Genomic DNA, 24952 nt, shown 5'->3' with positions numbered 1-24952 from the left:
TATTTTTTTGTAATTTTAATTAAGTTTGAGTTAATAGTATAATTTTTATATTCACAATTCAGGAGTCACTAGAATGTCATGTTACCTTAAAATCTTTATAATTCTTTATTCTCTACTACCAATTATAAACGAAAGCATGCTACCTTTTTTAAAATTAATCTTTATATTAATTTTTTCTATTCTTCTTTTAATCCTAGGTGCATTGTTACATAGGATTAAAATTTTTAAAGACCTGATAGTAATGACTTTTTTATGTAAAATTATTATTATGCTAACAGGGTTTCAATTATTGATCTATGTCTTAATTAAAATAACAGAACTTATAGAAGTCTTTTCTAATAACAGAGTCACAGAATATCATATTTTTTATATATTAGTAGGTATTATGATTGCGTCATTTATCGTCTTAATGATCGAATTCTTTATTAGGCTTATTAATAACATTCAAGATCCAATGAAGTTAACTAGTGTATCTGATAAAATAGAAGGTTACGTATCTATATTTGGAACTTATTTAGCTACAATAGTAACAACCAATTATATCTTTGGGATGAGCTACTCCCTTACTTTGGGAACTTTCCATAACATTCCTTTATCTATCTCAGAATATTTTTATTTAAGTTTTATTATTAACCATACACTTCCAATGGCAGATGAAGCGATTTTAGATACAATTAAAGTAATTAATAAAGATATTTTTTTGAATTATTTGCAAATGGCTCATATTACTATCAGTAAACTTATTGATCTTACTATAATCGCGATTGTGGTAAAGTATATTAATAATCTTATAAACCGTAATCATAGATAGCAGACAAATTGCCAAAAAGACACTACCAGTTGTTTGGAGTGTCTTTTTTAATTACGGTATTTATTTGCTGAGAACGCCAGTGTGCCTGAAGAGTTAAAGTGTAAAACAGTTAAAATTTGATGAGTGAAAAGAAGTGAACTATTTCTATTGTTTCCCAATCACGCTTTAATGAATTTAATAGCCCTATTTCCTGCCAAGCAGTTAGGTTTTCTATTTGAAAAGAAAGGGGCAGATATCTGTCCCTTTGTCCCGCAAGCAACCTAGACTTATTAACTAGCCTATTAGGAAAATGTTAGGAGTAAGAAATTTTAGCCTTAGTCTATTCTTATTATTTATTATCTGAAATATTAGAAAAGTTAGTAAAATGTGATAATGTTAGTTTGTTAAAAATTGGAGATAGAGGGAGGCGAAAGGGTCATTTGGCTTAGATTGAAAAATAAGGGAGGCTTAAAGGTGTGAAAAGCAAAAGTTTTCTGTCGTTAACACTATCTGTTACCTTGCTTGTGGGGATTTTTCTTGTAGGATACCCTCAAACCGGCCAATCAAAGGAGAAAACCAAACAGGAATATGATTTGATCCTTAACGATGGCACGATTATTGACGGGACGGGCTCAAAGCGCTATAAGGCCGATATTGGAATATCAAATGGATATATTCAATCCATTGGAGACTTGGATGGAGTAAGTGGAAAAAGTGAAATCAATGTATCGGGCAAAATTGTTTCTCCAGGGTTTATTGATATGCACAGCCATGCCGATACTGACGTGCTTACAACAGCAGAAAGTTCATTAACCCAAGGGGTGACGACTGAAATGATAAGCCCGGATGGAGGAGGTCCTGTTGATCTTTCCTATTTGTCCGAGCTGGAGGAAAAGGGTCTGGCCATCAATGTGGGAAGTTATATCGGATTTAATTCAGTTTGGGAAGAGGTAGTAGGGTATGACGATCGCCGTGCTACTCCTGATGAAATATCGGATATGCAGTCACTGATCGAAGCAGCCCTCCAAAAAGGTGCCTGGGGAGTTTCTGCAGGCTTATTCTACGCTCCAGGAAATTATGCAAAAATACAGGAAGTTATTAATGTTGTCAGTGTTGCCAAAGAGTGGAGAACCAATTTTCCTAATCACATCAGAAATGAGAATTATCACGTTCTCGAGGCCACGGCAGAAACGATAGAAATAGGAGAAAGTGCAGGAATCGTCCCGGTTATTACCCATATGAAGGTAATGGGTCCGAGCAACTGGGGGAAATCTGCAGAAACGATTAAAATGATTCAGGATGCCAATAAGCGGGGAACCTTTGCCGCAGCAGATCAGTATCCTTATTTAGCAAGCCAAACAGGCTTAACGGCAATTGTTCCGCAGTGGATACAGGATGGCGGCCGGGAGGAGATGCTCAAACGCTTTGCGGATCCTGCCATGCGCACACAGATTGAAGGGGAAATTCATGACACGATTGCGAGCAGGGTAAGAGATGCATATGACGTCTACTTTCCGACGAAGCAAACAACTTTAGGTGATATAGCTGAGGAACAAGGTGTCTCACCTGGAGAAGCGACTATGCAAATCCTTGAAGATGAAGGAAACATAAGAACTATCTATTTCTTTGGCGACCAGGAGGATTTCGAGCGGATACTTAAAAACCCTACGACTGCCATTGCTTCTGATGGAGGAGCGACTGTTTCAAGCAGCACTCATCCTAGAAGGTATGGAACGCAGCCTAGGGTTCTAGGAAAGCTTGTAAGAGAAGATGGATTACTATCTCTCGAAGAAGCTGTTCAAAAAATGACAGGCCTTCCTGCCAATATCATAGGAATGGTTGACCGAGGATTTATTGCTGAAGGCATGAAAGCTGATATTACTGTATTTGGTGCTGATACAATAACAGATAAAGCCACTTTTGATAATCCTAAACAGTATGCAGAAGGTATTGAGCATGTCATTATCGATGGGCAATTTGCAGTAAAGAACGGTAAAACAACGGGTGTGCAGGCAGGAAAAGCCCTTAAGCGCAGCTATGATATGCCAAGCCGGCCGATGAGCCTGAATCAAGCTCATAAAGTTTCCGCGAAGGGCCAGATAGTCAATGATAAAGAAAAAGGACCTAAGATTAATATCATGGTGGAGCAAAACGCCGGTGGAACACATTCAAAAGCAAAGCTTCAAATTATCGACAAAAAGAACAATGTCTATGTTAAACTGGATGAACTCGGATTCCTGCAGACCTATAAAGGATGGGCAAGCTTTACTGGAACAGCTAAATTAAAGCTTTCCAAAAAGGCCGTTCCTGTTCTAGTTACGATTGATGAGGAAGATCCATTCACCGGGGAAGAAACCATACGAATTAAGATTGGTGAAGATTATCAGTACAGCGGTACTTTAAAAGGAGAATTAAAGGTAGATTAAAGAAGGGAGCCTGAACCCACATACGATGAAGCACTAAAGCTAGCTTGGCATTGCTGAGCTAGTTTTTTTATAGGATATTGACGAATGGTCAAGAGGTGGTATAGAAGAAGCATATGGCCCATCTCCGTGGGTTTTTGGAGGATTTATGATGGCGGGGGTGACGGTATCTCTTATTTTAATCTTATTTACGAATGATACAAGGAAGGTCTCCAGTTATGAGGATAGAGATGAAAGTGTGGAAAAGGATAAAACTCTTTTTGTTTAATAACTGCTAAAAAGCTAGGATGAATGTGATTGTTTGGCTGCTACAAACACATCAGAATAGTAATCCAGGGATTTTCCAGTGGAATTACCTATCCTAATCACTAAGCCCACCAAATAACGACATTCAAAGCATATTATTTCCCGAAAAATAATGAAAATAATCGAAGCGTGCAAAACTTTAAAATGAATAATGTTTTCTGTAGAAGTGTAAGTACATAAAGGAAAGAAATCCGCTTTTTATGATAAGAAGACTTCTGAAAGAACAGCTTATCACAGCTGAACATGCATTTAGGATTCTTTGTATATATTACTAGATAATTTTGGTAAAATATATAAAGTATCCTGATTGGCGAAAGGAATTATGATGAAAAAGTTCAGAAAAGTGAGATTGGCTTTTATATTATTATTGGGAATTTTTTTATTTGCGGTATCCATCCCGGTCACCAGTGAGCTGGTCATGGAAAAGGTCTATGACTTTGAAATGCAAAATAAATATAGAATAACAGAATTAAATGAGATGTATAAAGGGGTACCAACTGATTATGAGTTTGGCGGTTCGAAGATCGATATTTACCGAATCCTGAAGGAAAACGAGTCATACAAGGACCCTTGGGACCGTCTGGTTGTGCCGGCAACTATTTATATTACGGTTGATAGCTTAACGCAGGAAGTCCTTAAAGACTACCCGGTTGAGATCGGTCAAGAAGGCTTGAATCAATATACTCATTATATTTCTTATTGGAGAGTATTGGATAAAAAAACAGATCAGGAATCTTTCGTCATTGTCCTCCAAATGAACGGGGCAAAAGAAAAAATGATTGGCAATAAAATGGAGGATTTTGTACCAATCGAAGAGCTCAAGTATATGGCTATTACGATTGAGGAAGATGGCACATTGATGAAAGAACCTTTTACGTATAAAAATAAAGACAAATTACAGACAAAGCTCATCCCGCCGATGTATTTTGGAGGAGCCGGCTATTACACAGATGACTGGAATGGCTATCCTGTTTTCTATTTTCCTTATTTATATCCCTTTTTGACCACCATGTTGGGAATTTTATTCATCTATACAGCTGTTAAGAAGCTAAGAAAACCTGTATAAAATCAAACGGCTTCGCTATATCTAAGCTGTTCTAGGACCATTATTCCTGGTTAACGACAAGCTTCCGAGTTGACCACATGCCGTACGGCGGCGTTATAGAAAGTGGAGTCGGCAGGGAAGGCATTAAATATGCAACTAATGAAATGACAGAGTTGAAGCTGGTTATTTTAAAAGAGCTCATTGCCTAACAGGTGATGGGCTTTTTTATTTACAAGGCCATAAAGAATGGCACAGGTGTGTCCCGGGGAGAAAGCTTTAATATCATTTAACCCGGTCCAATCTCGGCGGGGAATGCAGGTTAAAACTGGAAGATAACAAATGGATCTTATTCATAGCTATGAGAGGGATGCCCATATTTCAGGAAATCCCTGTTTAATGGGATCCACCTATAATCCTAGACTCCTTAAGAGCATTCAGTTTTATTTCTGTTCTCCTGTCCATCCGGATACCACCAATGACTAGGAAATGAATAAATGATAACGTTTTCAAAATCTATACAAAAATCGTCAAAATTTTAATACTTTTTTAACAAAAAATGATAGTATTTTACTATTTTTAGTATATAATCGTCTTGTCAGACATTAGACGAGAGGTGGAAAAAAGGTGAAAAAGGGTATAAAAAAGAAGTTTAGCGGATTGCTGGTTTCTACACTTGCTGTAGGTATGCTTTCTCCATTAGGAGCCGGCGTCTCAGCCGATTCTTTGCCGAAAAATGTCTTATCCAATGAGGAATATGTAAAACTTAAGATCATGGAAACGACTGATGTCCATGGAAGCATTATGAACCATGACTATTATTCAGATGCACCGGTCGATAAGGGACTTGTAAAAGTATCGACTTTAATAAAGGAAGAACGTGCCGAGAACGAAAATAACTTACTGTTCGATAATGGGGACCTTCTCCAGGGAAATCCTTATACAGATTACATAGCAAAAGTAGATCCGCTGACATTTGCGGACCGATTATCAGGAAAAGACCGTTTTAAAACAGCTGTAGAAGTTTCAAAAAAGGGCTGGGATTCGTCCGATGTAGTTGTGATTGCCAGAGCAGCTGACTTTGCGGATGCGCTTGCGGCTACACCACTGGCTTATAAATATGATGCCCCAATTCTATTAACAAAGACAAAAGAGCTAAATGCGGATACAAAAAATGAAATTAAACGATTAGGAGCTAAGAAAGTCCTGATTGTGGGCGGTACAGGAGCTGTATCTACATTAGTACAGCAGGAAATTTCTAAAGATTTGAAAGTTTGGGTTAAACGGATTTCAGGTGCAGACCGCTTTGCGACAGCTGCTGAGATTGCAGGCGAATTAGGCGGAAGCGCAGATACAGCTATACTGGCTTACGGCGGTGACTACCCGGATGCCCTTTCCATTGCTCCATATGCGGCTAAAAATGGCATTCCAATTCTATTAACAGGCAAGAACTCTCTTCCTAAAGCAACTGCCGATGCACTTGCAAACAAGGAAAATACGATTCTTGTTGGGGGTTCAGGCGTTATTAGTACGGCTGTTGAAAAAGCAGTAAAGAACCCGAAACGCTACTCCGGAAAAGACCGTTTCCAAACAGCTGTAAAAGTAGCGACAGAGCTTGACGAAATCAAAAGCAAAGTATTTGTTTCAAATGGATATGGGTTTGCGGATGCTTTAACAGGCTCTGTGCTGGCTGCTAAAGAAGATGCTCCATTGCTGCTGGTTAAGCAAGGCTCATTGCCGGCAGGAACTGATGCACTTGTAGACGGAAAATCCGTCGTTCTTCTTGGAGGAAAAGGAGTTGTTTCTGAAGGGTTAATCGAAAACGAAACACATCCAATCTACGAAGCAATGAATCTATTGGACTACGATGCTGCAACTTTAGGAAACCATGAATTCAACTATGGCCTTGACTTCTTGGAAGGAAGCATAAAAGGTGCTGAGTTCCCTTATGTAAGTGCCAATGTATATAAAGATGACCATGATAATGACCCAGCTAATGATGTAAACTACATCAAGCCTTACCAAATCATCGAAAAGAAAGTAAAGGATGAAAGCGGTAAAGAGCAGACAGTTAAAGTGGGAGTCATTGGCTTTGTTGCCCCACAAATCATGCAGTGGGACAAGGCCAACCTTCAAGGCAAAGTGATAACTGAGGATGTTGTAGCTTCTGCCAAGAAGTGGATTCCTGAAATGAAGAAAGACGGTGCTGAGGTGGTGGTTGCATTATCTCACAGCGGATTTGACGGGGATAAAACAAACAAAGAAAATACTGCATTTGCTCTAAGTGAAGTAGAGGGTATTGATGCAATCTTAATGGGTCATACCCATAAATCATTCCCAAGCAATGATGCGTCCTTCAAAGTGGATGGAGTAGATGCAGCTAAAGGAACCATTAACGGGGTTGCAGCTGTACAAGCAAATGTTGATGGAAGCAATCTTGGTGTCATTGACCTGACTTTAGCCAAAGTGGATGGAAAATGGACTGTAAAGGATTCCCAATCAGAAGTTCGTGTCACTTCCAAAGATGTTGCTAACGACCAGGCGCTTGTCGATGCATTGAAGTCATCCCATGAAGAAACAGTTAAATACATTAACAGCCCTGTTGGCGAAACCACAGCACCTATCCATAGCTATTTTGCGCGTGTACAGGATGATCCATCTGTACAAATTGTCAGCAATGCACAAAAAGAATTTGTAGAAAATGCACTTAAAGGAACAGAATATGAGAACCTTCCTGTGCTATCATCAGCTGCTCCATTTAAAGCAGGCAGAAACGGTGCAAGCGAATATACTAATATTCCTAAAGGTACAATCACTATTAAAAACGTGGCTGACCTCTATAAATACCCTAATACTGTACAAGCAGTTAAATTGAACGGTGCAGAAGTGAAGGAGTATTTAGAGTGGACAGCAGGCAACTTTAATCAGATTGACCCTTCAAAAACAGATGAACAAAATCTGATTAACAATGAATTCGCAGTTTACAACTTTGATACTTTAGATGGTGTAACATACGAAATTGATGTAACTCAGCCAGCAAAATACGATTCAGCTGGAAAAGTGGCAAACGAAGGCGCCAGCCGTATTAAGAATTTAGAATTCAATGGCAAGCCTGTTAAGGAAGACCAGGAATTTGTCATTGCAACAAATAACTACCGTGCAGCAATGGCTGTAGTTAACCCTGATGGCAATCGAATCATCTATCAATCTGCTGACGAAAATCGTCAGGTTCTTATGAATTACATTATTAAGAATAAGACAATCAATCCTTCTGCTGATCAGAACTGGAAGCTGTCTCCTATCTATGGTGATATTAATGTTGTTTTCGAATCCTCTCCTGCAGCAAAAGATATTGCAGCAGGTACTGAGAATATCGAATATGTCGGTGAAGGATCAAACGGTTTCCACAAGTATGCAGTTAACATGTCAAGACCGTTTGAGGTCCAATTGTTAGGAATCAATGACCTTCACGGCCAGCTTGATACATTTAATGCAAAGCTGGGTGCGGAAGGTGCAGGCGGAATTGAATATTTAGCAGCCTACTTAAAAGAGCGCGAAGCAACAAACCCTAACACATTCATGCTTCATGCAGGGGATGTGGCAGGAGCAAGCTCACCAGTATCTGCATTGCTGCAGGATGAGCCGACGATTAAGCTATTAAATGAAATTGGCTTTGACCTAGGAACACTTGGAAACCATGAATTTGACGAAGGCGTTGATGAGATGCTTCGCCTGATCAACGGCGGAAGCCATCCAAAGACAGTAGATAAGTACGGTGAATTCGAAGGGGCAAGCTTCCCTTACGTAATTTCTAACGTAGTTGATTCAACAACAAAAGAACCTATTTTGGATCCGTATGTAATCAATGAAGTAAATGGCGTTAAGATTGGATTTATTGGAGTGGCATACTCTGACACACCTACTATCGTTACTCCTAGCGGTGTAGCTGGCGTTGAATTTACAGATGAAGCTGAAGCGATCAACAAATATGCTAAAGAATTGAAAGACCAAGGGGTCAAATCAATTGTTGTTGTATCCCACAACCCTATAAAATCTGACACTGATGGCAAAAACCCTACAGAGGAGCTTGTGGATATTGCTAATAAAGTTGATGATGAAGTCGATGTCATGTTTGGCGGACATAATCATCAGTATGCCAACACAGTAGTTGATGGCAAACTGCTTGTCCAGTCTTTCTCGTATGGAACTGCATTCTCTGATGTGGATCTTACAATAGACCCTGTAACGAAGGATATTGTTAAGAAGGAAGCTGAAATTGTGACAGCTTACCGTGATGGCATCGAGCCGGATGCAGAAATTAAAGCAATGCTAGATGTTTACCTGGAAGATGTTGCTCCAATTTTAAATGAGAAAATTGGTACAACAACAGCCGGCATCAGCAGAGATGAAAATGCTGATGGCGAGTCTCCAATGGGTAATCTGATTGCTGACTCAATGATTGCTGCTACAGGTACTGACTTTGCCTTCATGAACCCAGGCGGAATCCGTGCTGAAATCGATGCAGGGGAAATCACTTGGAAGGAAGCATTCACTGTACAGCCATTCGGCAATGACCTGGTGACAATGGATTTGACAGGTGCACAAGTTAAAACTCTATTAGAACAGCAATGGGGTTCTAAACAAAGAATTCTTAAAGTTGCAGGTTTGAAATTCTCTTTTGATACATCTAAGGAAGCTGGCAAACGCATTGTTTCCGTAACAAAAACGGATGGGACTCCAATCGCAGATACAGAAACATATTCAGTAACGGTTAACAACTTCATGGCTGATGGCGGAGATGAACTGCACGTTTTGAAGGAAGGCAAAAATCGCGTAGTCGATGTAGTAGATTTAGAGGCATTAGTTGCCTACATTAAAGACCAAGGCAAAGTTGAACCTGTTACAGAAGGACGTATTACAAAAGTTAATAAGTAATTATAATAAGACAGGCTCAACATTGAGCCTGTCTTTATTGCGTTTTGTGAGGTGATCTAACGCCAAAGTTTCATCTTGATTCAAGCTGGTATATTTTAATTGTCAAGGAAGAATTTTGTCGAAAAATATATTCTGTTCTCACTCGAAATCTATCTATTAATTTTCTTAATTCCGCCCTATAATAACTCTTGATATTGAATTAATAGGAGGAAATCATGAAAAAGGCTATCATTTTATCGGCTTTATTAACGCTGGCATTACCTTTTGGACAAGCGAAGGCAGAAGACGCACCAACCCATCGCATCTCAGGCAAAGACCGTTACGAAACGGCGGTAAATATCTCTGCTGAAGGCTGGGACACGTCCGCAGTTGCTGTGTTGGCTACAGGAAAGGATTTTCCAGATGCATTAAGTGCGACACCTCTTGCTTATAAATATGGTGCACCACTCCTATTAACACCAGCCAACTCATTGCCGGATAGTGTGAAGGATGAATTGAAGCGCCTTAAGGTTACAAAGGTATATTTAATTGGAGGGAAGTCCGTTATTTCCCAAAATATAGAGAAAGAGCTTAATAGCCTGGGGATATCATCAATAACTAGACTAAGTGGTGCAGATCGCTATGAAACATCCGTAAAAGTTGCCAAACAGCTAGGGAACCCGGATAGTGTTGTGGTCGCGACCGGGGAAGGATTTCCGGATGCTCTATCAATCGCTCCAATAGCGGCACAATTAGAAATGCCAATTCTTTTAACCAAAAAAAATTCGGTTCCATCTTCAGTAAGTCAGTTTGTTAATTCAGAACAGCCGGTGGAGTCTTTTGTTATAGGCGGTACGGGAGTCATTAGTGCACAAGTGGCTAGCACCTTTCCAATGCCGGAACGTATCAGCGGGGTAAACCGTTATGCAACAAACAGCAATGTCATTCAATATTTTGAAGAAGCGATTGATATGGATTTACCGGTGATTGCAACAGGTGAAAATTATCCTGATGCACTGGCTGGATCAGCCTTTGCTGCCGCTACCTGGAATCCAGTAATCTTAACCCACCCAACTAAACCGCACCAAACAACAATTGATACGGTCCAGGCATATTCTGATTATGCCGAGCTTTATTTTGTACTGGGCGGTAATAAAGTTGTGACTGACCAAGCGGTAAATACTTTGTTGCAGAAGTAAAGATTACTAGTTTTTGTTAAAGCTCTTAACGGAAAAGCATACCGGTACAAACGTGCAGGTGTGCTCTTTTTCGTTAGCTAGACGCTTCTAAAACTTTGAGAGAAGGAATTGTTTTTTTTTCTGGAAATTTTAAATGAACCGCTGAAACTGGCGCTTTTATAGAATCAGTTTCGGTAAAATGGAGGCAAACCTGTGAAAAAAGGTATTGTGTTTTTAGCTGCTTTCGTTATGCTATCTTCTCTCTTCTCAATTCCAGCATCAGCAAACAATGGTTTTGAAGAGATGAAGTCCAAGCTTCAAGTTGAAGATGAGTATCCCGATATTAATGAGCAAGAACCTAATGATTATTTTACCCAAGCGAATTTAATCTCTTTGGAAGATAACGTTACCGGTACGATGAGTTCGGCAGATCGGGACATGTACAAGATTACCATCTCCAAAAAAGGCGGATTTCTCCTTGCCGGGGTAGTGTTAGAAGCTTTCACAAGTATGACTGGTCAAATTAGTGTTGTAATCTATAAGGAAAATGCTGATGGAACCAGGGAGGATATAACGGAAGCGAGAAGCTCCTTTGATGAAGAAGGCGGGTTTTATGCTGAGGCTATTCTGGAACCCGGCACATATTATTTACAGTTAACCGACAACTATGAAACTACTAGAGGCGAAAAATATACGTTCACCACCATGCTATTTGAACCAGATGTATACAGAATCTCTGGTAAAGATCGTTATGAAACGGCTGTAAATGTGGCATACGAAGGTTGGCAATACACTGGTGCTAATGAAATATTACTGGCAACTGGTACAGACTTTCCGGATGCCTTAGCGGCTGCGCCACTAGGTTATTATTTAGATGCCCCTATTTTACTGACTAAAAAAAATTCGCTGCCAGAATCGGTTATTCAGGCCATTCGTGAACTGGGTGTATCGAAAGTAACGATTATTGGAGGTACCGGTGTCGTACCCCAGGGGATTGAGACCTATCTCAAGAATACACTTGGATTAACGGTTGATCGCATTTCTGGAAGCACAAGATATGATACGGCAGTTAAAATTGCAAATAAATTACCTATACAAGAGTCAGCTATTGTGGTTTCCGGACAGAATTATCCGGATGCATTATCGATTGGGCCATATGCTGCTATAACTGGCATGCCAATCTTATTATCTCAGTCTAATACACTTCCTTCTTCAACTGCAGCTCAGGTAAAAAAATATAACAATACATTTGTTATAGGCGGAACAGGTGCCGTTTCAGAAAATGTTCGTAAACAGTTACCTGACCCTATTCGGGTCAGTGGAAAAAACCGCTATGAGACATCAGTGAATGTATCAAAATATTTCTACTCAGCAGGAATTGACTCTGCATTTGTGACAACAGGAAGTAATTTTGCAGACGCACTAACGGGCTCTGTTCTGGCAGGACTTTATGTTGAGCCTATAGTGTTAACAACACCAAATACACTTCACCCAGCTGCTAAAGAACACTTTGTTGATGAACAAGTTCTGTGGTACACCATTATTGGCGGAAAAGGTGCAGTGAGCCTTAATGTTGAAGATGAAATTTGGTCACTCATTCAATAATAACTTTGAAAAGAGACAGGGAAGCTCCTGTCTCTTTTTAGCGTAGAAGTATTTTTATATAAATGTCTTGTTTATTTGAATTAGACTCTACACCTGTTCACTTAAAATCTTGCTTTTCGGAACTGCTGTCCTTTATAAATAGAGAAATTAAAGCAATTATAAAAAATGCAATAGCCAATGTGGAAGAAAAGGCAGAGGAACTAGGTAATATAACCTTTCCTGCCGCATATGATAAGACTCCCATTAATAAATAGGATAGAAAGTTTACAGTTTTAGTATTCTTGAATCTTAAAGTGTGTTTCAATACCTCTATTAAGGATATAGAACCAAAGATAATGAAAAAGTTTAGCAGTATAGCTTTCACTCCTAATCCCCCTAGTCGAACATTACAAGCAGCTGATTATTTCTCTTCCACAGCTTCAGCTCTTCATTTTATTATGCAATGGTAATGGACGATACTCGATTACGTTTCCCTCCATCTTCTCCTTGTCCCTTCATCTAGTAAAAAGAAGATGATTGAACATATTACAGCGAAAATACAAAAGAAAGGCTCAATAAAGCAGGTGAAAAATCCCAAGCCGATATGAATAAATGCAGATATCCATCCTCGGTATACACTGAAATTACCAGAAATAAGTTCTGCAATAATGGAAGCAGGTATTCCATAACAAAAAATGCCTAGTGAGGACATGAAAAAAATAAATAGAAAGTCAAAGAACATTGTAAACTCAAGTGAGAAGGTTTCAGAAATGGGTACAACACTAAGTCCAAATGAAAAAACAAGTGAAGTGTACAAAGCTACTCTAATTTTTCTGAGTTTGTTTTCAAACATGATCTCTCTGGCTGCTGGGATTAGAAAAAGATATTGAAAATATGGCGAGTATCAATTTTATTATTCCAGGAATGATTGAAACATATATGATGAATAAGACAAAGACTACAGTGAGGCTTGGAATTATATTATTAGCACTTAGCAAATCTGGTTTCTGCCTTTCTTATATAGGTTAGTAATAAAATCTCCGTTTCTATTTTACTGGACGGGCATAAAAGATAAACCGCTCTGGAGCGTCCCCGATAAAGTTAAAAGGATAACAGGTAGTGACAGTCAAAACCTCTTCAGGAGACGTGCTTTTAATAATACTAAGATCGGCCGCATCAACAATCTTCGTATCATATATTTCATAAGAAAAGTCCCCATACGGCAATTTCACTGTAAAGATGTCCCCGGCCTTAAGCTGGTCAAATTTCCGAAAGACTGTGTCCCTGTGGCCTGAAAGCACAATTTGGTCTTTCTGGCCGGGAAATGCCGTCCCGGTATAATGCCCTACACCAGCCTCAAGCTGATCATTATCTGTACCTTCGATGATGGGAATATCCTTGTTAATTTTAGGAACCGAAAGAAGTCCGATGGTTTCATTTTGTTCAAACGTAAGCTTCTTTTCTGTTTCTTCATCAAGCATTTTAACCGCTTCCTCTTTTCTTTCCTCAACCTGAATCTGGGAATCTCTTATCTCATACAATGAATAAGCCGTAATGGCTGCTCCAAGCAATAGAAGCAAATAAATAAGCGTTTTCATGCCTTCCCCCCTTAATGTCGAAAAACGGCTAAAAATAAAGATTTACTTTTATTTATTAACCATTATAATTATGTTAATTGTATAATTTTAGTAAATTATAGTAAATATTAACTATCAATTTCCAAGAAGGAGCAAGCGAATGAAGAAAAGAAAGAGCTGGTTTAACATTGCAGTGATTATGGCTATTATTTTCTCCCTTTTTAGTCCAGTTTCACAGACACATGGACTGACAACTGCAGCTGCCATGATTGATTTGGCGGACCCTGTGATGGAGGATGGGAAGGTATCGTTAACCTGGAAAACCATTTTATCTGTCCAGGATCAAAGCCCGGAAACCTATAAGATTATTAAAAACGATGAAGTCCTGGATGTCGAGCCCACTTTGATATCCAATGAAACCCTGGGTGAAAATGTCATTAAAATATATGAGTATATGGACCAGGCTGCAGCAAAAGAACAAGTATATGTTTACTCTATTAAGGGCCAACAGGGTGATGTGGAGTTAACAAGTGCCGCAAAAACGGTATCAGTATACATAGAGGACAACCAATCGTCACAAGAAGAAAGTGAGGAGCCTGCAGAAAAAGCAACAGAAGAAAAAGCTGAAAATGCCGAGCCTTCAGAAGGCAGCCAGGAACAGCTGGCGTCTGAACAGGGCTCCGTTCCAGCCGAAGAACCAGCTAATCCTAATGCTGAAGAGGTTATTCTGGATAACCCTAATCTTGAGAAAATTATCCGCGAGCAGCTGCCTAAACCGGAAGGCGCTCTTTTAAAAGAAGATCTGGAAAAGTTAACTTTCCTGAATGTAAATGCCCGATTTGGAGATATCAATAGTTTAAAAGGATTAGAGCTTGCGGTTAATTTACAGCTTCTAATAATTGAAGATGTATCGGTATCAGATATCAGCGTCCTTGAGAACATAACAAATCTTACTGAATTAAAACTAAATTCATTGCCTATAGAGAATATTGATAGTCTTTTAATGCTTCCCCTTCTGGAAAAAGTTCAACTCGGGAATCTTGAGATGGACCTAAGTCAATCAGAAGTGATAAGGGATTTATCTCATAGAGGCATTCACATTGAAATGTTAGATGACAGTAAATCGTTTCTTTTAGATGTTTATCGGATTACCGAGTCTTCTGCCCAAGTTTCGTGGGGGATGTATGGGAAAGGCAAGGTCGACAAATATACTTTAACTGTTAACGGAGAAATCAATGCCACGCTGAATGGTGACGTATATGAATACCATTTAACAGGCCTGAAGCCATCGACCTCCTACAATATTAAAGTAAGCGCATTAAGTGGTGGAAGTGTATTGGCAGAAAATGAATATACCTTTAATACTTTAGCGGCGCCACTGGGAGAAAAGGTTTCAATAACAGACCCTAATCTTGAAGCAGCCATCAAGGAAGAGCTAGGCCTTGATCGTGAACTTTATACGAGTGACATGGAAAGATTAACGGCTCTCTTTGCTCCGGGAATGGAAATTGAAACACTTGATGGTTTGGAGTATGCCGTGAATTTGGAACATCTGGTTATTTATGATAACAGAGTAGAGGATTTAACCCCTCTTAAAAATCTAACAAATCTTGTCATTCTGGATCTTGGCGATAACCCTGTTTCAGATCCTGCACCTCTGAAGAGTCTTATAGGGCTTGCCAATCTTGATCTATCCTACACACAATTTGAAGATTTTACTTTCTTAAAAGAACTTCCAAGCCTTCAAACGGTTTATCTATATGGTAATCTTCAGATTGAGGACCATGCGCCATCTTTAGAGGCACTTGAATATCTTCAATCAAAAGGTGTGGAAGTCAACTATGATTTTGATGAGAATGTGAATATGGAAATCTATACTGATTTTGTGAATGAATCGAAAATCGGGATTTCCTGGGACTATTGGACAGAGGAAGAGGAGGATTACTCCTATCCGGATCAATACGTGCTTTCTGTTGATGGTGTTGAAAAAGAAATCTCAGGCGAAACCAATTCAGAGATTTTCACTGGCCTGAAGCCAGAGACAGAATATAGCTTTAAAGTAAAAGCTTATCAGGAAGGAAAATTAATCGGAAAGGCCGCGTTAACTGTAAGTACGGCTTCACTGCCAACTGGAGAAATTATTGATTTTCCGGATAAGAAACTGGAAAAGGCATTGAAGGAGAGGCTAGGCCTCAATCGTGATATCCAGGAAAGCGACATACTCTCGCTCGTATCAATAGACTTATCGTCAGCTGGAATTACAGACCTATCCGGTCTGGAAAAAGCGGTCAACCTTGAGGACTTGTCTCTTTGGGATAATAAAATCAAAGACTTATCCCCGTTAGGCGGCTTAACACGTTTAATGAGTCTGGACTTGGATGGAAACCCGATTACAGACCTTAAACCGCTTAAAGGGTTATCTAATCTGTTTGCACTGTTTCTTTCCAATACAGGGATTAAAGACTTTTCCAGCTTAAATAACCTGTCTGGCTTAATGTATTTAACACTGTCAAATAACGGAATCGAAAGCATTCCGGACCTGTCCGGGCTAAAAAGCCTTGAAATATTGGAACTGAGCAGCAATAACATAACATCTCTGAAGGGTCTTGAAGGACTGTCAAACCTGATGATGCTGACCATTGAAAGCAATCCTGTTTCCGACTTTTCAGCATTGTCCAAAATGAAACTGCTATTTTTGGATGCTTCTTATACAGATATGCAAAACCTTAAGTGGGCGGCAGATCTGACCCAATTAGAGGGTCTTGCCGTTGCTGGAAACAATCTCAGCGATATCTCACCGCTGAAGAACTTGAAGAACTTATCCATGCTTATGGCAAACAATAATCAGATTAGTGATATTGGAGTTCTTCTTGAGCTTGAAAGGCTGGAATATGTAACTTTATTCAATAATGAGGGACTGGATCTGTCTGATGGCTCTGAAGCAATGAAAGTTATTGAACAGCTGCTGGCAAAGGGAGTCTTTGTTGAATACGAAAACTTTGATGAAGGTATGCTGTATTTTGACTCAATAACATCAACAAGTAATACCATTGATGTCTCCTGGACTTATGAAGGGGAAGAGGAGATTGAGGAATATCAGCTGTATCTGGATGGAGAGCTAATAGGAAGCGCAGACCCTTCAGAACCTTTCTTTACTTTTGAAGGATTGGAGTCCGGAAAAGAATATGAGATAGCTGTAGAAGCTTGGTCTGGAGAAGAATTTATAGACTATGCCTATGCTTATGTTTGGACCCTGAGCGAAGATTTAAATTTCACAGATGTCAGTACAACTGATAGCTCAATTGAAGCCTCTTGGGAATATACAGGGGACGAAGAGTTAAGTGGCTATAATGTCTATTTGGACGGCGAATTCCTGGAGTTTGTTGATGCTGAAACACATGATTATACCTTTGAAGAATTAATGCCGAGAACATCCTATACACTAGCCCTGGAAGCGGTCAATACAGAAGAAACAGTTGTTTCTTATACCTCCACTGACGTTCAGACAGACAGTGACAGTGCTGTAAAGTTTGTGGATGTTACAGCAACAGAAAACACGATTGAGGCTTCATGGGAATATAAAGGCGCAGAGATTGATGAGTACTCCCTCTATCTGGATGGAGAATTAGCCGCAACCCTGGATCCTGAAGAATCTTTCCATGAATTCGCCGGCTTAGAAGAAGCCACTGAATACGAAATTAGCATTGAAGCTATTTTGGAAGGGGAAGTTGTTGCGTCTGATTCGCTGCAAATTAGCACGGAAGAAGCCGGGGAAGAAGATGGCGGCACTATTCCGGGTAAAAATCCAGGCAAAGGCGCAACACCGGATAAAGATAAAGGAAAACCGGGATCACCAGCAAAAAATCAGAATGTAAAAGATAACAAGCCAGCCAAACAGGCTGTGAAAAATACCAAATCAGGCAAAAAGCTTCCAAACACAGCGACGAATATGTATAACATGCTGGCACTTGGAATGACTTTGTTATTTGCTGGGTCCATGCTCATGCTATGGCACAGCAGAAGAAAGAAGCTTGTATAAATGTAAACGGGATCCCTCCTTATATGGGGGGATTTTGTTATGCCTATATAATAAGAAAGGAGACAACTTATCATGAAAAAAGTCATGAACCTATCATTCGTATTATTGATCCTATTAGCAAGCGGATGCAGCAGCAAGGAAGAGGCTGAAAAGCAAGAAAAGGAATTAGCCAATCTTCAAAAAGAAGTGAGTGAGCTAAGAATAGAAAACACGAAAATGAAAATGGAAAATACAAAGTTGGAGAAGAAACTGAAAACCATCATAAAGGAGAGATCCGACAGCAAAAATTAATGTATGGAATCCTTTATCCCCCCTTTTTCTATAATTTACTATTTTTAGAGATAAGAAGAAATGCTATGATAAATATGTCTAAAAATACAGATAAATGTCGCATAGGGGGAAAGAATGAAAAGGTTCAGTCAATGTTTAATCCTGTTGTTGTCGGTGCTTGTAATTACATGGAATATAGATATGCCGGAGGCAAAGGCAAATCCAAACCTTGAAAGAATTTCGGGAGATAACCGAATACATACAGCTATTAAAATATCACAAAGAGGATGGCCAAAGGGGCTGGCTTCACAGGAAAGAGTGGTTATCCTGGCAAGGGCTGATAATCCGGCTGATGCCCTGGCGGCCGCAAGCCTGGTAGGAGTAAAGGATGCTCCGATTCTATTAACCTATCCGAACACGATAGACGCTGCCACTATGAATGAACTGGCACGCTTAAAGGCTGCAAAAGTTTACATACTGGGAGGAACAGGCGCGATTAGCACTGGGGTGGAAAATGCGATCCGGAACAAAGGTATTGCTACGCAAAGAGTCAAAGGAAGCACCCGCTATGATACGGCGGCTGCCATCAATTCCATAACAGGGGCTTCATCAGCGAAAGCCATTCTTGTAAATGGGGATACCATTGTCGATGCATTGCCTGCGTCCAGCTATTCAGCCATTAATAAAATCCCTATCTATCTTGCAAAAAGAGATTCGCTGCCAAAAGCCCTTCCTCCTGCGGTTAAAGAAGTAATCATTTTTGGCGGAACAGGAGTAGTCAGCGAGAACTTAAAAAAATCACTTGCAGCAAAAGGTATTAAAGTACAAAGGGTGTCAGGTGAAAACCGCTACAGTACAAGCGTAGAGGCAACAAACTTAAACAATAATACTGACAATGTCATCTTTGTAAGAGGCACGTCCACCAATCAAACATATCCTGAATATCCCGATGCGGTTGCTTCTTCAGGATTAGCAAAGAAATTAAATACAAATATTGTGCTTGTCCATCCGACAAGTGTTCAGGATCCGGTCTATGATTATGTAAATCAGATTGATCCAAAGGTATTTGTTTTGGGAGGAACAGGTGCTGTAACGGATAAAGTCTTAACAGGGTATGGCCTTTTAGAAGCCAATAGCTGTCCGCCTTTTAACTGGCCAGCAGATGGGACTTTAACATCAGGTTTCGGATCCCGATGGGGAAGCTTCCATTATGGAATTGATATTGCCAAAAAAGGGGATGTGCCTGTAAAAGCAGCATACGATGGAACCGTAAGCTATGCAGGGACAATGAGCTGGTATGGCAATACCATCATAATCAGACACAGAGGAGACACACAGGAGACGCTTTATGCCCACTTAAGGAGTATATCAGTTAAGAAGGGCCAGATTGTCAAAACCGGCCAGCAGATTGGCTGGATGGGCAGTACCGGCCAGGTAACTGGCCAGCACCTTCATTTTGAAACACATTTGGGGCTATGGAATGGATCGAAGTCTAATGCGGTAGATCCGATTAAGCTGCTGCCGAATTCATCTACGCCTGCTTCGTGTTTTTAAAATGAAAAACCACCATTGAAGTTTCAATGGTGGTTTAAATTTACTTGCTGATAAAATATTCGTTTACAAAATTGCTCCAAAGAAGGTGTCCCTGTTCGTTAGGCACATCTCCTTCTTCGGATAAGTAATCAAGAATTTCTTCACCTTGCGGATCAGGCCATGCCGCCCAGTGATCAAGATAAGGAATATCGTTTGTTTCTGCATATTTCTTTAATTCTTCCACCTGAACAGGATAATAACTTGCCTGATAGATTGGATGTGGAGGCTGAATGATAAATACGGCTTCTGGATTTTCGAATTTTACTGTATCGACCCAATTAGATATATGGGTATGAGAATCCTCGATACGGACCTCGCCGTTATCATTTAGAGTCAAGGGCTCTAATAGAATGAGATCGGGCTTTAGAGCTGCCCATTCCTTGGCTTTATTTTCAGCAGAGAAATCCATGGAGGTTCCATTATAAGTTTGAATCACTACCTCTAATGAATCAGTCCCATATGCTTTCTCAAGCTCTGCCTTCGTTAATTGGGCCCAGCCATTTGTTTCATTGCCAAGGGCTTTAGAACCAGCAAGGATAATTGTGAACGGCTCTTCTTTTTGTAAAGATAATTCAAATTGTTTTTTTGCTGTATCAGGCCAATTTTTGGATAGAATCTCGAATTCTTCTAAAGTGATTTTTGAAGTATTCGTCTGATCTTCAGCTTTGGATGACTCCGTGTCAGAGTCTGTTTCTTTACTGTCCTGTACGGGTTCCTGTTTGGAAAGCCCCGTCCTTTCATTCCAATGGGCATTTCCTAAAAAAAGGACCACTCCACAGCCTATCGCAAGGATAATAATCAATAAATGTTTCATAACAGCCTCCAATAAATAAAGTATGTAATAATTACCAAATATGAATAATATCTATCAAATTCTTACATTTTATAGTTAAATAGGAAGAGGATTACTGGTTCATTACATTTTCATTAAAATTATGACAAAAAAACACAAATTTAGCAATATTATATGATATAATACCTTTTGTTTTAAACATATAACTAGGAGGATATCATGGAGGAAACGATTAGTCTAAAAGAACTATTCCAGACGTTGAAAAAGAGATTCTCTCTTATCATTGGCATAACCATCATTGCGGTCATGATCAGCGGGATAGTCAGTTATTTTTTAATTACGCCGATATATCAATCATCAACACAAATTCTTGTAAATCAGGCGAAGGAAGACCAAGGAATTTATAATTATAATGAGGTGCAAACAAACCTTCAGTTAATAAATACTTATAATGTAATCATAAAGAGCGCTGCCATTCTTGAACTAGTTAAAGGGGAACTTAACTTAAATATCACCACAAAAGCATTAAACGAAAAGATTTCAGTCCAAAATGAGAAGAACTCACAAGTAGTTAACATATCTGTCCAAGACGAGGATCCGCAAAAGGCTGTGGAAATTGCTAATAAAACAGCTGAAGTTTTCCAAAAAGAAATTGTAAATATCATGAACGTAAACAATGTAACGATCCTAGCTAAAGCTGAAATAGGGGAAAACCCTTCACCTGTTAAGCCACAGCCGCTTCTTAATATTGCAATCGCAATGGTGGTAGGTTTGATGGCGGGTGTAGGAATTGCCTTTCTATTAGAATTCTTAGATAACACCATCAAAGATGAACAGGATATTGAAAAAGCAGTAGGCCTTCCGGTTCTTGGGGTCATTGCAACGATTGAAGAAACAAATGAAAGCCCAAGCCGTTCAGAAAGAAACTCAAGATTAAGGGGTGAAACGATTGGCTCTTAAAAAAGCAGTGAAAAAGATGGCGATGGAACATAAACGCAAGCTCATCACAAAGAACGATCCAAAATCACCTGTGTCTGAGCAATACCGCACAATTAGAACAAACATACAATTTTCCTCTATAGATGAGGAAATTCGAACTATTATGGTGACTTCATCAGGTCCTGGAGAAGGTAAATCCACCACAACCGCAAACCTGGCAGTGGTATTTGCACAGCAAGGTAAAAAGGTACTACTGGTTGATGCGGATTTAAGAAAGCCAACAGTTCACTATACCTTTAATGTATTAAATACATCAGGATTAACCAGTGTACTAACAAGCCAACTTCTGCTAATGGAATCTGTAAAAGCGATTGATGTGAAGAATTTATTCATACTTCCAAGCGGTCCAATTCCACCTAACCCATCAGAATTGTTGGGATCAAGAGCGATGGATTATTTTATGAAGGCTGCATTGGAAGAATTTGATATCATCCTATTCGATACACCGCCTGTATTAGCGGTAACAGATGCACAAATATTATCAAACAAATGCCAGGGTACAATCATTGTTGCAGGCAGTGGAAAAGCAGAAAAAGATCAGTTAATCAAAACAAAAGAGTTGTTAACCGGTGCTCAAGGAAAACTATTAGGAGTCGTTTTAAATAATAAGAAAATGAAGGAAAATCAACATTATTATTATTATGGACCAAACTGACAAATTCCGACATTTTTTACTCTTTACGGTATTAAAGCAACGTGTTACCATTACAAAAGGACTAAAAAACTGACAAAAAAACGGGAGGGATAAGCGGTATGATAGATATCCATTGTCATATTTTGCCCGGAGTGGATGACGGGGCACAAACGACGGAAGATAGCCTGGAAATGGCAAAGGAAGCAGTCAAAGAAGGCATTACCTCTATCATCGCTACCCCTCACCATAACTCTTCTTATCAGAACAAAAAAACAGAGATTCTCCCGAAAGTAAACGAATTAAACTTAAGACTTAGACAGGAAGAAATCCCTTTATCAATACTTTCAGGACAAGAAGTAAGAATTTATGGTGAGCTTCTAGAGGATCTGGAAAAAGGAACGATTCTTCCATTATGTGAATCTCAATATCTATTTATTGAATTTCCATCAAATCATGTACCAAGATATGCAGAGAGACTGTTATTCGATATTCAGCTCAATGGCCTTATTCCGGTTATCGTACATCCGGAGAGAAATAAACAATTACTGGAGCAGTCAGACCTCCTATACCAATTTGTGGAAAAAGGAGCATTGACTCAAGTTACAGCTTCCAGCTTATGCGGCTATTTTGGGAAAAATATAAAAAAATTCACACATCAATTAATAGAAGCGAACTTAACTCACTTTATTGCATCTGATGCACACAACATAAATAACAGGACATTTAAAATGTCAGAAGCATTGGATGTGGTAGATAGTCAGTACGGTGTAGACTTGGTTTACATGTTTACTGAAAATGCGGAGCTTCTAGTTCAAAATCAAAATATTTATAAAGAAATACCAGAGAGAATCAAGCGCAAGAAGTTTCTCGGTATCTTTTGATTTATTTCATTTAGTAATAAGCAATGTCAGAGAACTGACCGGTAATGTCTCCTAATCCGATACCAATGGAGGCACTCGGCCATGCTGTGGGTAGAGCGGCTTACCTTAGACGCGGTGTCGTCGATAGCATGGTGTGAGGGAGGGTTAGATGCCCGTGGCATAATGCCACTTGAATATATTTCGCTTACAGAAATATCAGAACAGAAATATGAAATATAAACTTGTAAATATCTAATGCTAGCACAGGAAATCTCCTGTTTTACCATTAGATATTTATTTTGGGCATTTTTTGCTTTAATAATAGAAAGGGGAATAGAATAGGTGAAAAAGGTACGTAAAGCGATTATTCCTGCTGCAGGTCTCGGGACAAGGTTTTTGCCAGCAACAAAAGCAATGCCAAAGGAAATGCTTCCGATCGTGGATAAACCTACTATTCAATACATAGTGGAAGAAGCAGTTGCTTCGGGAATTGAAGATATCATTATTGTGACAGGTAAAGGGAAGCGTGCGATTGAAGACCATTTCGATTTTGCACCAGAGCTTGAGCAAAATCTGGCTGAAAAGGGGAAAGTCGACTTACTAAACAAAGTGCGTTACTCTACAAAACTGGCAGATATTCATTATATTAGGCAAAAAGAACCTAAGGGATTAGGACATGCTGTATGGTGTGCCCGCAATTTCATTGGTGATGAACCATTCGCTGTTTTGCTTGGTGATGATATTGTTCAGAGTGATACGCCATGTTTAAGACAGTTAATTGACCAATATGAGGAAACTCATTCTTCTGTAATCGGTGTGCAGACTGTTTCTGATGAAGATACACACCGTTATGGAATCATTGACCTTGAGAGCCAGAATGGACGACGTTATCAGGTTAATAACTTTGTAGAGAAGCCAAAATCAGGCACAGCGCCATCCAATTTAGCGATTATGGGACGTTATGTGTTAACACCTGAGATCTTTATGTTCCTTGATAAGCAGGAAAAAGGAGCAGGTGGGGAGGTTCAGTTAACGGATGCCATTCAGCATTTAAATCAGATTCAGCGCGTATTCGCATATGATTTTGAAGGAAGGCGTTATGATGTAGGTGAAAAATTCGGTTTTGTGAAAACAACGATAGAGTTCGCTTTACAGCATGAGGACTTAAAGGAAGAAATGCTGGATTACTTAAGAGAAGTAGTGGCAGCAAATGATGCAAATCTTATCAAGTTGTAAGGCGAAGGAAGGGTCAGTATGTCAAACTTAGCAAAGGAAGAATATTTATACGTTCAGCAAAACCAAAAGGTACCTGTTAATAATCGGCTATCGTATTTGGCTACTAAGAGATTCGTTGATATCGCGGGTTCTTTGGTAGGAATTACTTTATTGAGTTTATTATTTATAATTGTGGCTGCTTTGATTAAATTTGAAGATCCGAAAGGGGCCATCTTTTTCTCGCAGAAAAGAGTCGGGAAAGATGGCAAGCTTTTCAACATGTATAAGTTTCGCTCTATGGTTTCCAATGCAGAAGAAAAACTGCAAGAGCTTCTTCAATATAATGAAGTAAGTGGGGCAATGTTTAAAATGAAGGACGATCCAAGAGTAACGAAAATCGGAAAGTTCATCCGTAAAACAAGTATAGATGAGCTTCCTCAGTTATTTAATGTCTTAAAAGGAGATATGAGCCTGGTGGGACCAAGACCACCCCTTCCAAGAGAGGTAGAGGAGTATTCCGATTATGACAAACAAAGGCTACTGGTGACACCTGGATGTACAGGCCTTTGGCAAGTGAACGGAAGAAGCAATTTAGGATTTAAAGAAATGGTAGAACTCGATTTGAAGTACATCAGAACAAGGTCCTTTTTATTCGATATAAAAATAATACTTAAAACCGTGCTTGTTTTATTCGGTTCGAAAGATGCTTTTTAGGAAAAGAGGTTAGCAAACTAT

18 protein-coding genes and 1 pseudogene are annotated in these 24952 nt (G+C 39.4%); 16 read left to right on the top strand and 3 right to left on the bottom strand.

The annotated features are described in order from the left end of the window. Window positions 1-409: 409 nt before the first annotated feature. The 7 genes and pseudogenes from ACR42H_RS24625 to ACR42H_RS24595 all read left to right on the top strand — a co-directional run bounded on the left by ACR42H_RS24625 (window position 410) and on the right by ACR42H_RS24595 (window position 12258). A complete protein-coding gene (locus ACR42H_RS24625) occupies window positions 410-811 on the top strand; it encodes a hypothetical protein (protein ID WP_436373820.1) in 402 nt (133 codons plus the stop codon). Between the two features lie 455 nt (window positions 812-1266). Continuing rightward, window positions 1267-3216: an N-acyl-D-amino-acid deacylase family protein gene (locus tag ACR42H_RS24620; protein WP_436373818.1), complete on the top strand. Its 1950-nt coding sequence runs from the start codon at window positions 1267-1269 to the stop codon at window positions 3214-3216. 652 nt (window positions 3217-3868) lie between these two features. Next, complete coding sequence (locus tag ACR42H_RS24615) at window positions 3869-4585, top strand: hypothetical protein (protein WP_436373816.1); 717 nt, start codon at window positions 3869-3871, stop codon at window positions 4583-4585. A 59-nt stretch (window positions 4586-4644) separates the two neighbouring features. Beyond that, window positions 4645-4773: pseudogene (locus ACR42H_RS24610) on the top strand (aldehyde dehydrogenase family protein); the annotation flags it as partial. A 415-nt stretch (window positions 4774-5188) separates the two neighbouring features. Then, the gene (locus tag ACR42H_RS24605) at window positions 5189-9496 is read left to right on the top strand and encodes a bifunctional 2',3'-cyclic-nucleotide 2'-phosphodiesterase/3'-nucleotidase (protein WP_436373814.1); all 4308 of its coding nucleotides are present in this window, start codon (window positions 5189-5191) and stop codon (window positions 9494-9496) included. Window positions 9497-9711: 215 nt separating this feature from the next. Further along, entirely contained in the window at window positions 9712-10674 is a 963-nt protein-coding gene (locus ACR42H_RS24600) for a cell wall-binding repeat-containing protein (RefSeq protein WP_436373812.1), read from the top strand. A gap of 192 nt (window positions 10675-10866) precedes the next feature. Then, window positions 10867-12258, top strand: coding sequence for a cell wall-binding repeat-containing protein (locus ACR42H_RS24595; protein WP_436373810.1), 1392 nt, complete (start codon window positions 10867-10869; stop codon window positions 12256-12258). A gap of 97 nt (window positions 12259-12355) precedes the next feature. On the opposite strand, the gene ACR42H_RS24590 is transcribed toward ACR42H_RS24595, so the two are convergent. Further along, the gene (locus tag ACR42H_RS24590; RefSeq protein ID WP_436373808.1) at window positions 12356-12622 is read right to left on the bottom strand and encodes a hypothetical protein; all 267 of its coding nucleotides are present in this window, start codon (window positions 12620-12622) and stop codon (window positions 12356-12358) included. 325 nt (window positions 12623-12947) lie between these two features. Between ACR42H_RS24590 and ACR42H_RS24585 the strand changes: the two genes are divergently transcribed. Next, on the top strand, window positions 12948-13127 hold the full coding sequence (locus ACR42H_RS24585; RefSeq protein ID WP_436373806.1) for a hypothetical protein: 180 nt from the start codon (window positions 12948-12950) through the stop codon (window positions 13125-13127). A gap of 156 nt (window positions 13128-13283) precedes the next feature. Here the strand turns inward: ACR42H_RS24585 and ACR42H_RS24580 are convergent, their stop codons facing one another. Beyond that, on the bottom strand, window positions 13284-13835 hold the full coding sequence (locus tag ACR42H_RS24580; RefSeq protein ID WP_436373804.1) for a class D sortase: 552 nt from the start codon (window positions 13833-13835) through the stop codon (window positions 13284-13286). Window positions 13836-13974: 139 nt separating this feature from the next. On the opposite strand from ACR42H_RS24580, the gene ACR42H_RS24575 reads away from it, so the two are divergent. The 3 genes from ACR42H_RS24575 (at window position 13975) to ACR42H_RS24565 (ending at window position 19677) form a co-directional block, all read left to right on the top strand. Beyond that, entirely contained in the window at window positions 13975-17853 is a 3879-nt protein-coding gene (locus ACR42H_RS24575) for a leucine-rich repeat domain-containing protein (RefSeq protein WP_436373802.1), read from the top strand. A 72-nt stretch (window positions 17854-17925) separates the two neighbouring features. Then, window positions 17926-18144 carry a hypothetical protein gene (locus ACR42H_RS24570; RefSeq protein ID WP_436373800.1) on the top strand — a complete coding sequence of 73 codons (219 nt, stop codon included), beginning with the start codon at window positions 17926-17928 and terminating at the stop codon, window positions 18142-18144. 114 nt (window positions 18145-18258) lie between these two features. After that, window positions 18259-19677, top strand: a complete 1419-nt coding sequence (locus ACR42H_RS24565) for a cell wall-binding repeat-containing protein (protein WP_436373798.1) — start codon at window positions 18259-18261, stop codon at window positions 19675-19677. A 40-nt stretch (window positions 19678-19717) separates the two neighbouring features. On the opposite strand, the gene ACR42H_RS24560 is transcribed toward ACR42H_RS24565, so the two are convergent. Beyond that, window positions 19718-20530 (bottom strand): SGNH/GDSL hydrolase family protein, encoded by an 813-nt coding sequence (locus ACR42H_RS24560; protein ID WP_436373796.1) that lies wholly within the window; start codon window positions 20528-20530, stop codon window positions 19718-19720. A gap of 198 nt (window positions 20531-20728) precedes the next feature. On the opposite strand from ACR42H_RS24560, the gene ACR42H_RS24555 reads away from it, so the two are divergent. The 5 genes from ACR42H_RS24555 (at window position 20729) to ACR42H_RS24535 (ending at window position 24931) form a co-directional block, all read left to right on the top strand. Then, a complete protein-coding gene (locus ACR42H_RS24555) occupies window positions 20729-21469 on the top strand; it encodes a YveK family protein (RefSeq protein ID WP_436373794.1) in 741 nt (246 codons plus the stop codon). A gap of 22 nt (window positions 21470-21491) precedes the next feature. Beyond that, window positions 21492-22163, top strand: coding sequence for a CpsD/CapB family tyrosine-protein kinase (locus ACR42H_RS24550; RefSeq protein ID WP_436377071.1), 672 nt, complete (start codon window positions 21492-21494; stop codon window positions 22161-22163). Window positions 22164-22261: 98 nt separating this feature from the next. Further along, window positions 22262-23023: a tyrosine-protein phosphatase gene (locus tag ACR42H_RS24545; protein ID WP_436373792.1), complete on the top strand. Its 762-nt coding sequence runs from the start codon at window positions 22262-22264 to the stop codon at window positions 23021-23023. A gap of 321 nt (window positions 23024-23344) precedes the next feature. Continuing rightward, a complete protein-coding gene (galU, locus tag ACR42H_RS24540) occupies window positions 23345-24238 on the top strand; it encodes a UTP--glucose-1-phosphate uridylyltransferase GalU (RefSeq protein WP_436373790.1) in 894 nt (297 codons plus the stop codon). 18 nt (window positions 24239-24256) lie between these two features. After that, window positions 24257-24931 (top strand): sugar transferase, encoded by a 675-nt coding sequence (locus ACR42H_RS24535; RefSeq protein WP_436373788.1) that lies wholly within the window; start codon window positions 24257-24259, stop codon window positions 24929-24931. Window positions 24932-24952: the final 21 nt, after the last annotated feature.

It is taken from the genome of Cytobacillus sp. BC1816 (genome assembly GCF_051353635.1).
GTDB lineage: Bacteria > Bacillota > Bacilli > Bacillales > Cytobacillaceae > Cytobacillus > Cytobacillus oceanisediminis_C.
This window is presented reverse-complemented; position numbering and strand designations above follow the sequence as displayed.

What these genes read in the sequence shown, in the direction of transcription:
- ACR42H_RS24550 (WP_436377071.1), top strand. Translation starts at nt 21,492, where the DNA reads ATGGAACATAAACGCAAGCTCATCACAAAGAACGATCCAAAATCACCT.
- ACR42H_RS24545 (WP_436373792.1), top strand. Translation starts at nt 22,262, where the DNA reads ATGATAGATATCCATTGTCATATTTTGCCCGGAGTGGATGACGGGGCA.
- ACR42H_RS24575 (WP_436373802.1), top strand. Translation starts at nt 13,975, where the DNA reads ATGAAGAAAAGAAAGAGCTGGTTTAACATTGCAGTGATTATGGCTATT.
- ACR42H_RS24580 (WP_436373804.1), bottom strand. Translation starts at nt 13,835, where the DNA reads ATGAAAACGCTTATTTATTTGCTTCTATTGCTTGGAGCAGCCATTACG.
- ACR42H_RS24600 (WP_436373812.1), top strand. Translation starts at nt 9,712, where the DNA reads ATGAAAAAGGCTATCATTTTATCGGCTTTATTAACGCTGGCATTACCT.
- ACR42H_RS24585 (WP_436373806.1), top strand. Translation starts at nt 12,948, where the DNA reads ATGAAAAAAATAAATAGAAAGTCAAAGAACATTGTAAACTCAAGTGAG.
- ACR42H_RS24625 (WP_436373820.1), top strand. Translation starts at nt 410, where the DNA reads ATGATCGAATTCTTTATTAGGCTTATTAATAACATTCAAGATCCAATG.
- ACR42H_RS24555 (WP_436373794.1), top strand. Translation starts at nt 20,729, where the DNA reads ATGGAGGAAACGATTAGTCTAAAAGAACTATTCCAGACGTTGAAAAAG.
- ACR42H_RS24570 (WP_436373800.1), top strand. Translation starts at nt 17,926, where the DNA reads ATGAAAAAAGTCATGAACCTATCATTCGTATTATTGATCCTATTAGCA.
- ACR42H_RS24535 (WP_436373788.1), top strand. Translation starts at nt 24,257, where the DNA reads ATGTCAAACTTAGCAAAGGAAGAATATTTATACGTTCAGCAAAACCAA.
- ACR42H_RS24560 (WP_436373796.1), bottom strand. Translation starts at nt 20,530, where the DNA reads ATGAAACATTTATTGATTATTATCCTTGCGATAGGCTGTGGAGTGGTC.
- ACR42H_RS24565 (WP_436373798.1), top strand. Translation starts at nt 18,259, where the DNA reads ATGAAAAGGTTCAGTCAATGTTTAATCCTGTTGTTGTCGGTGCTTGTA.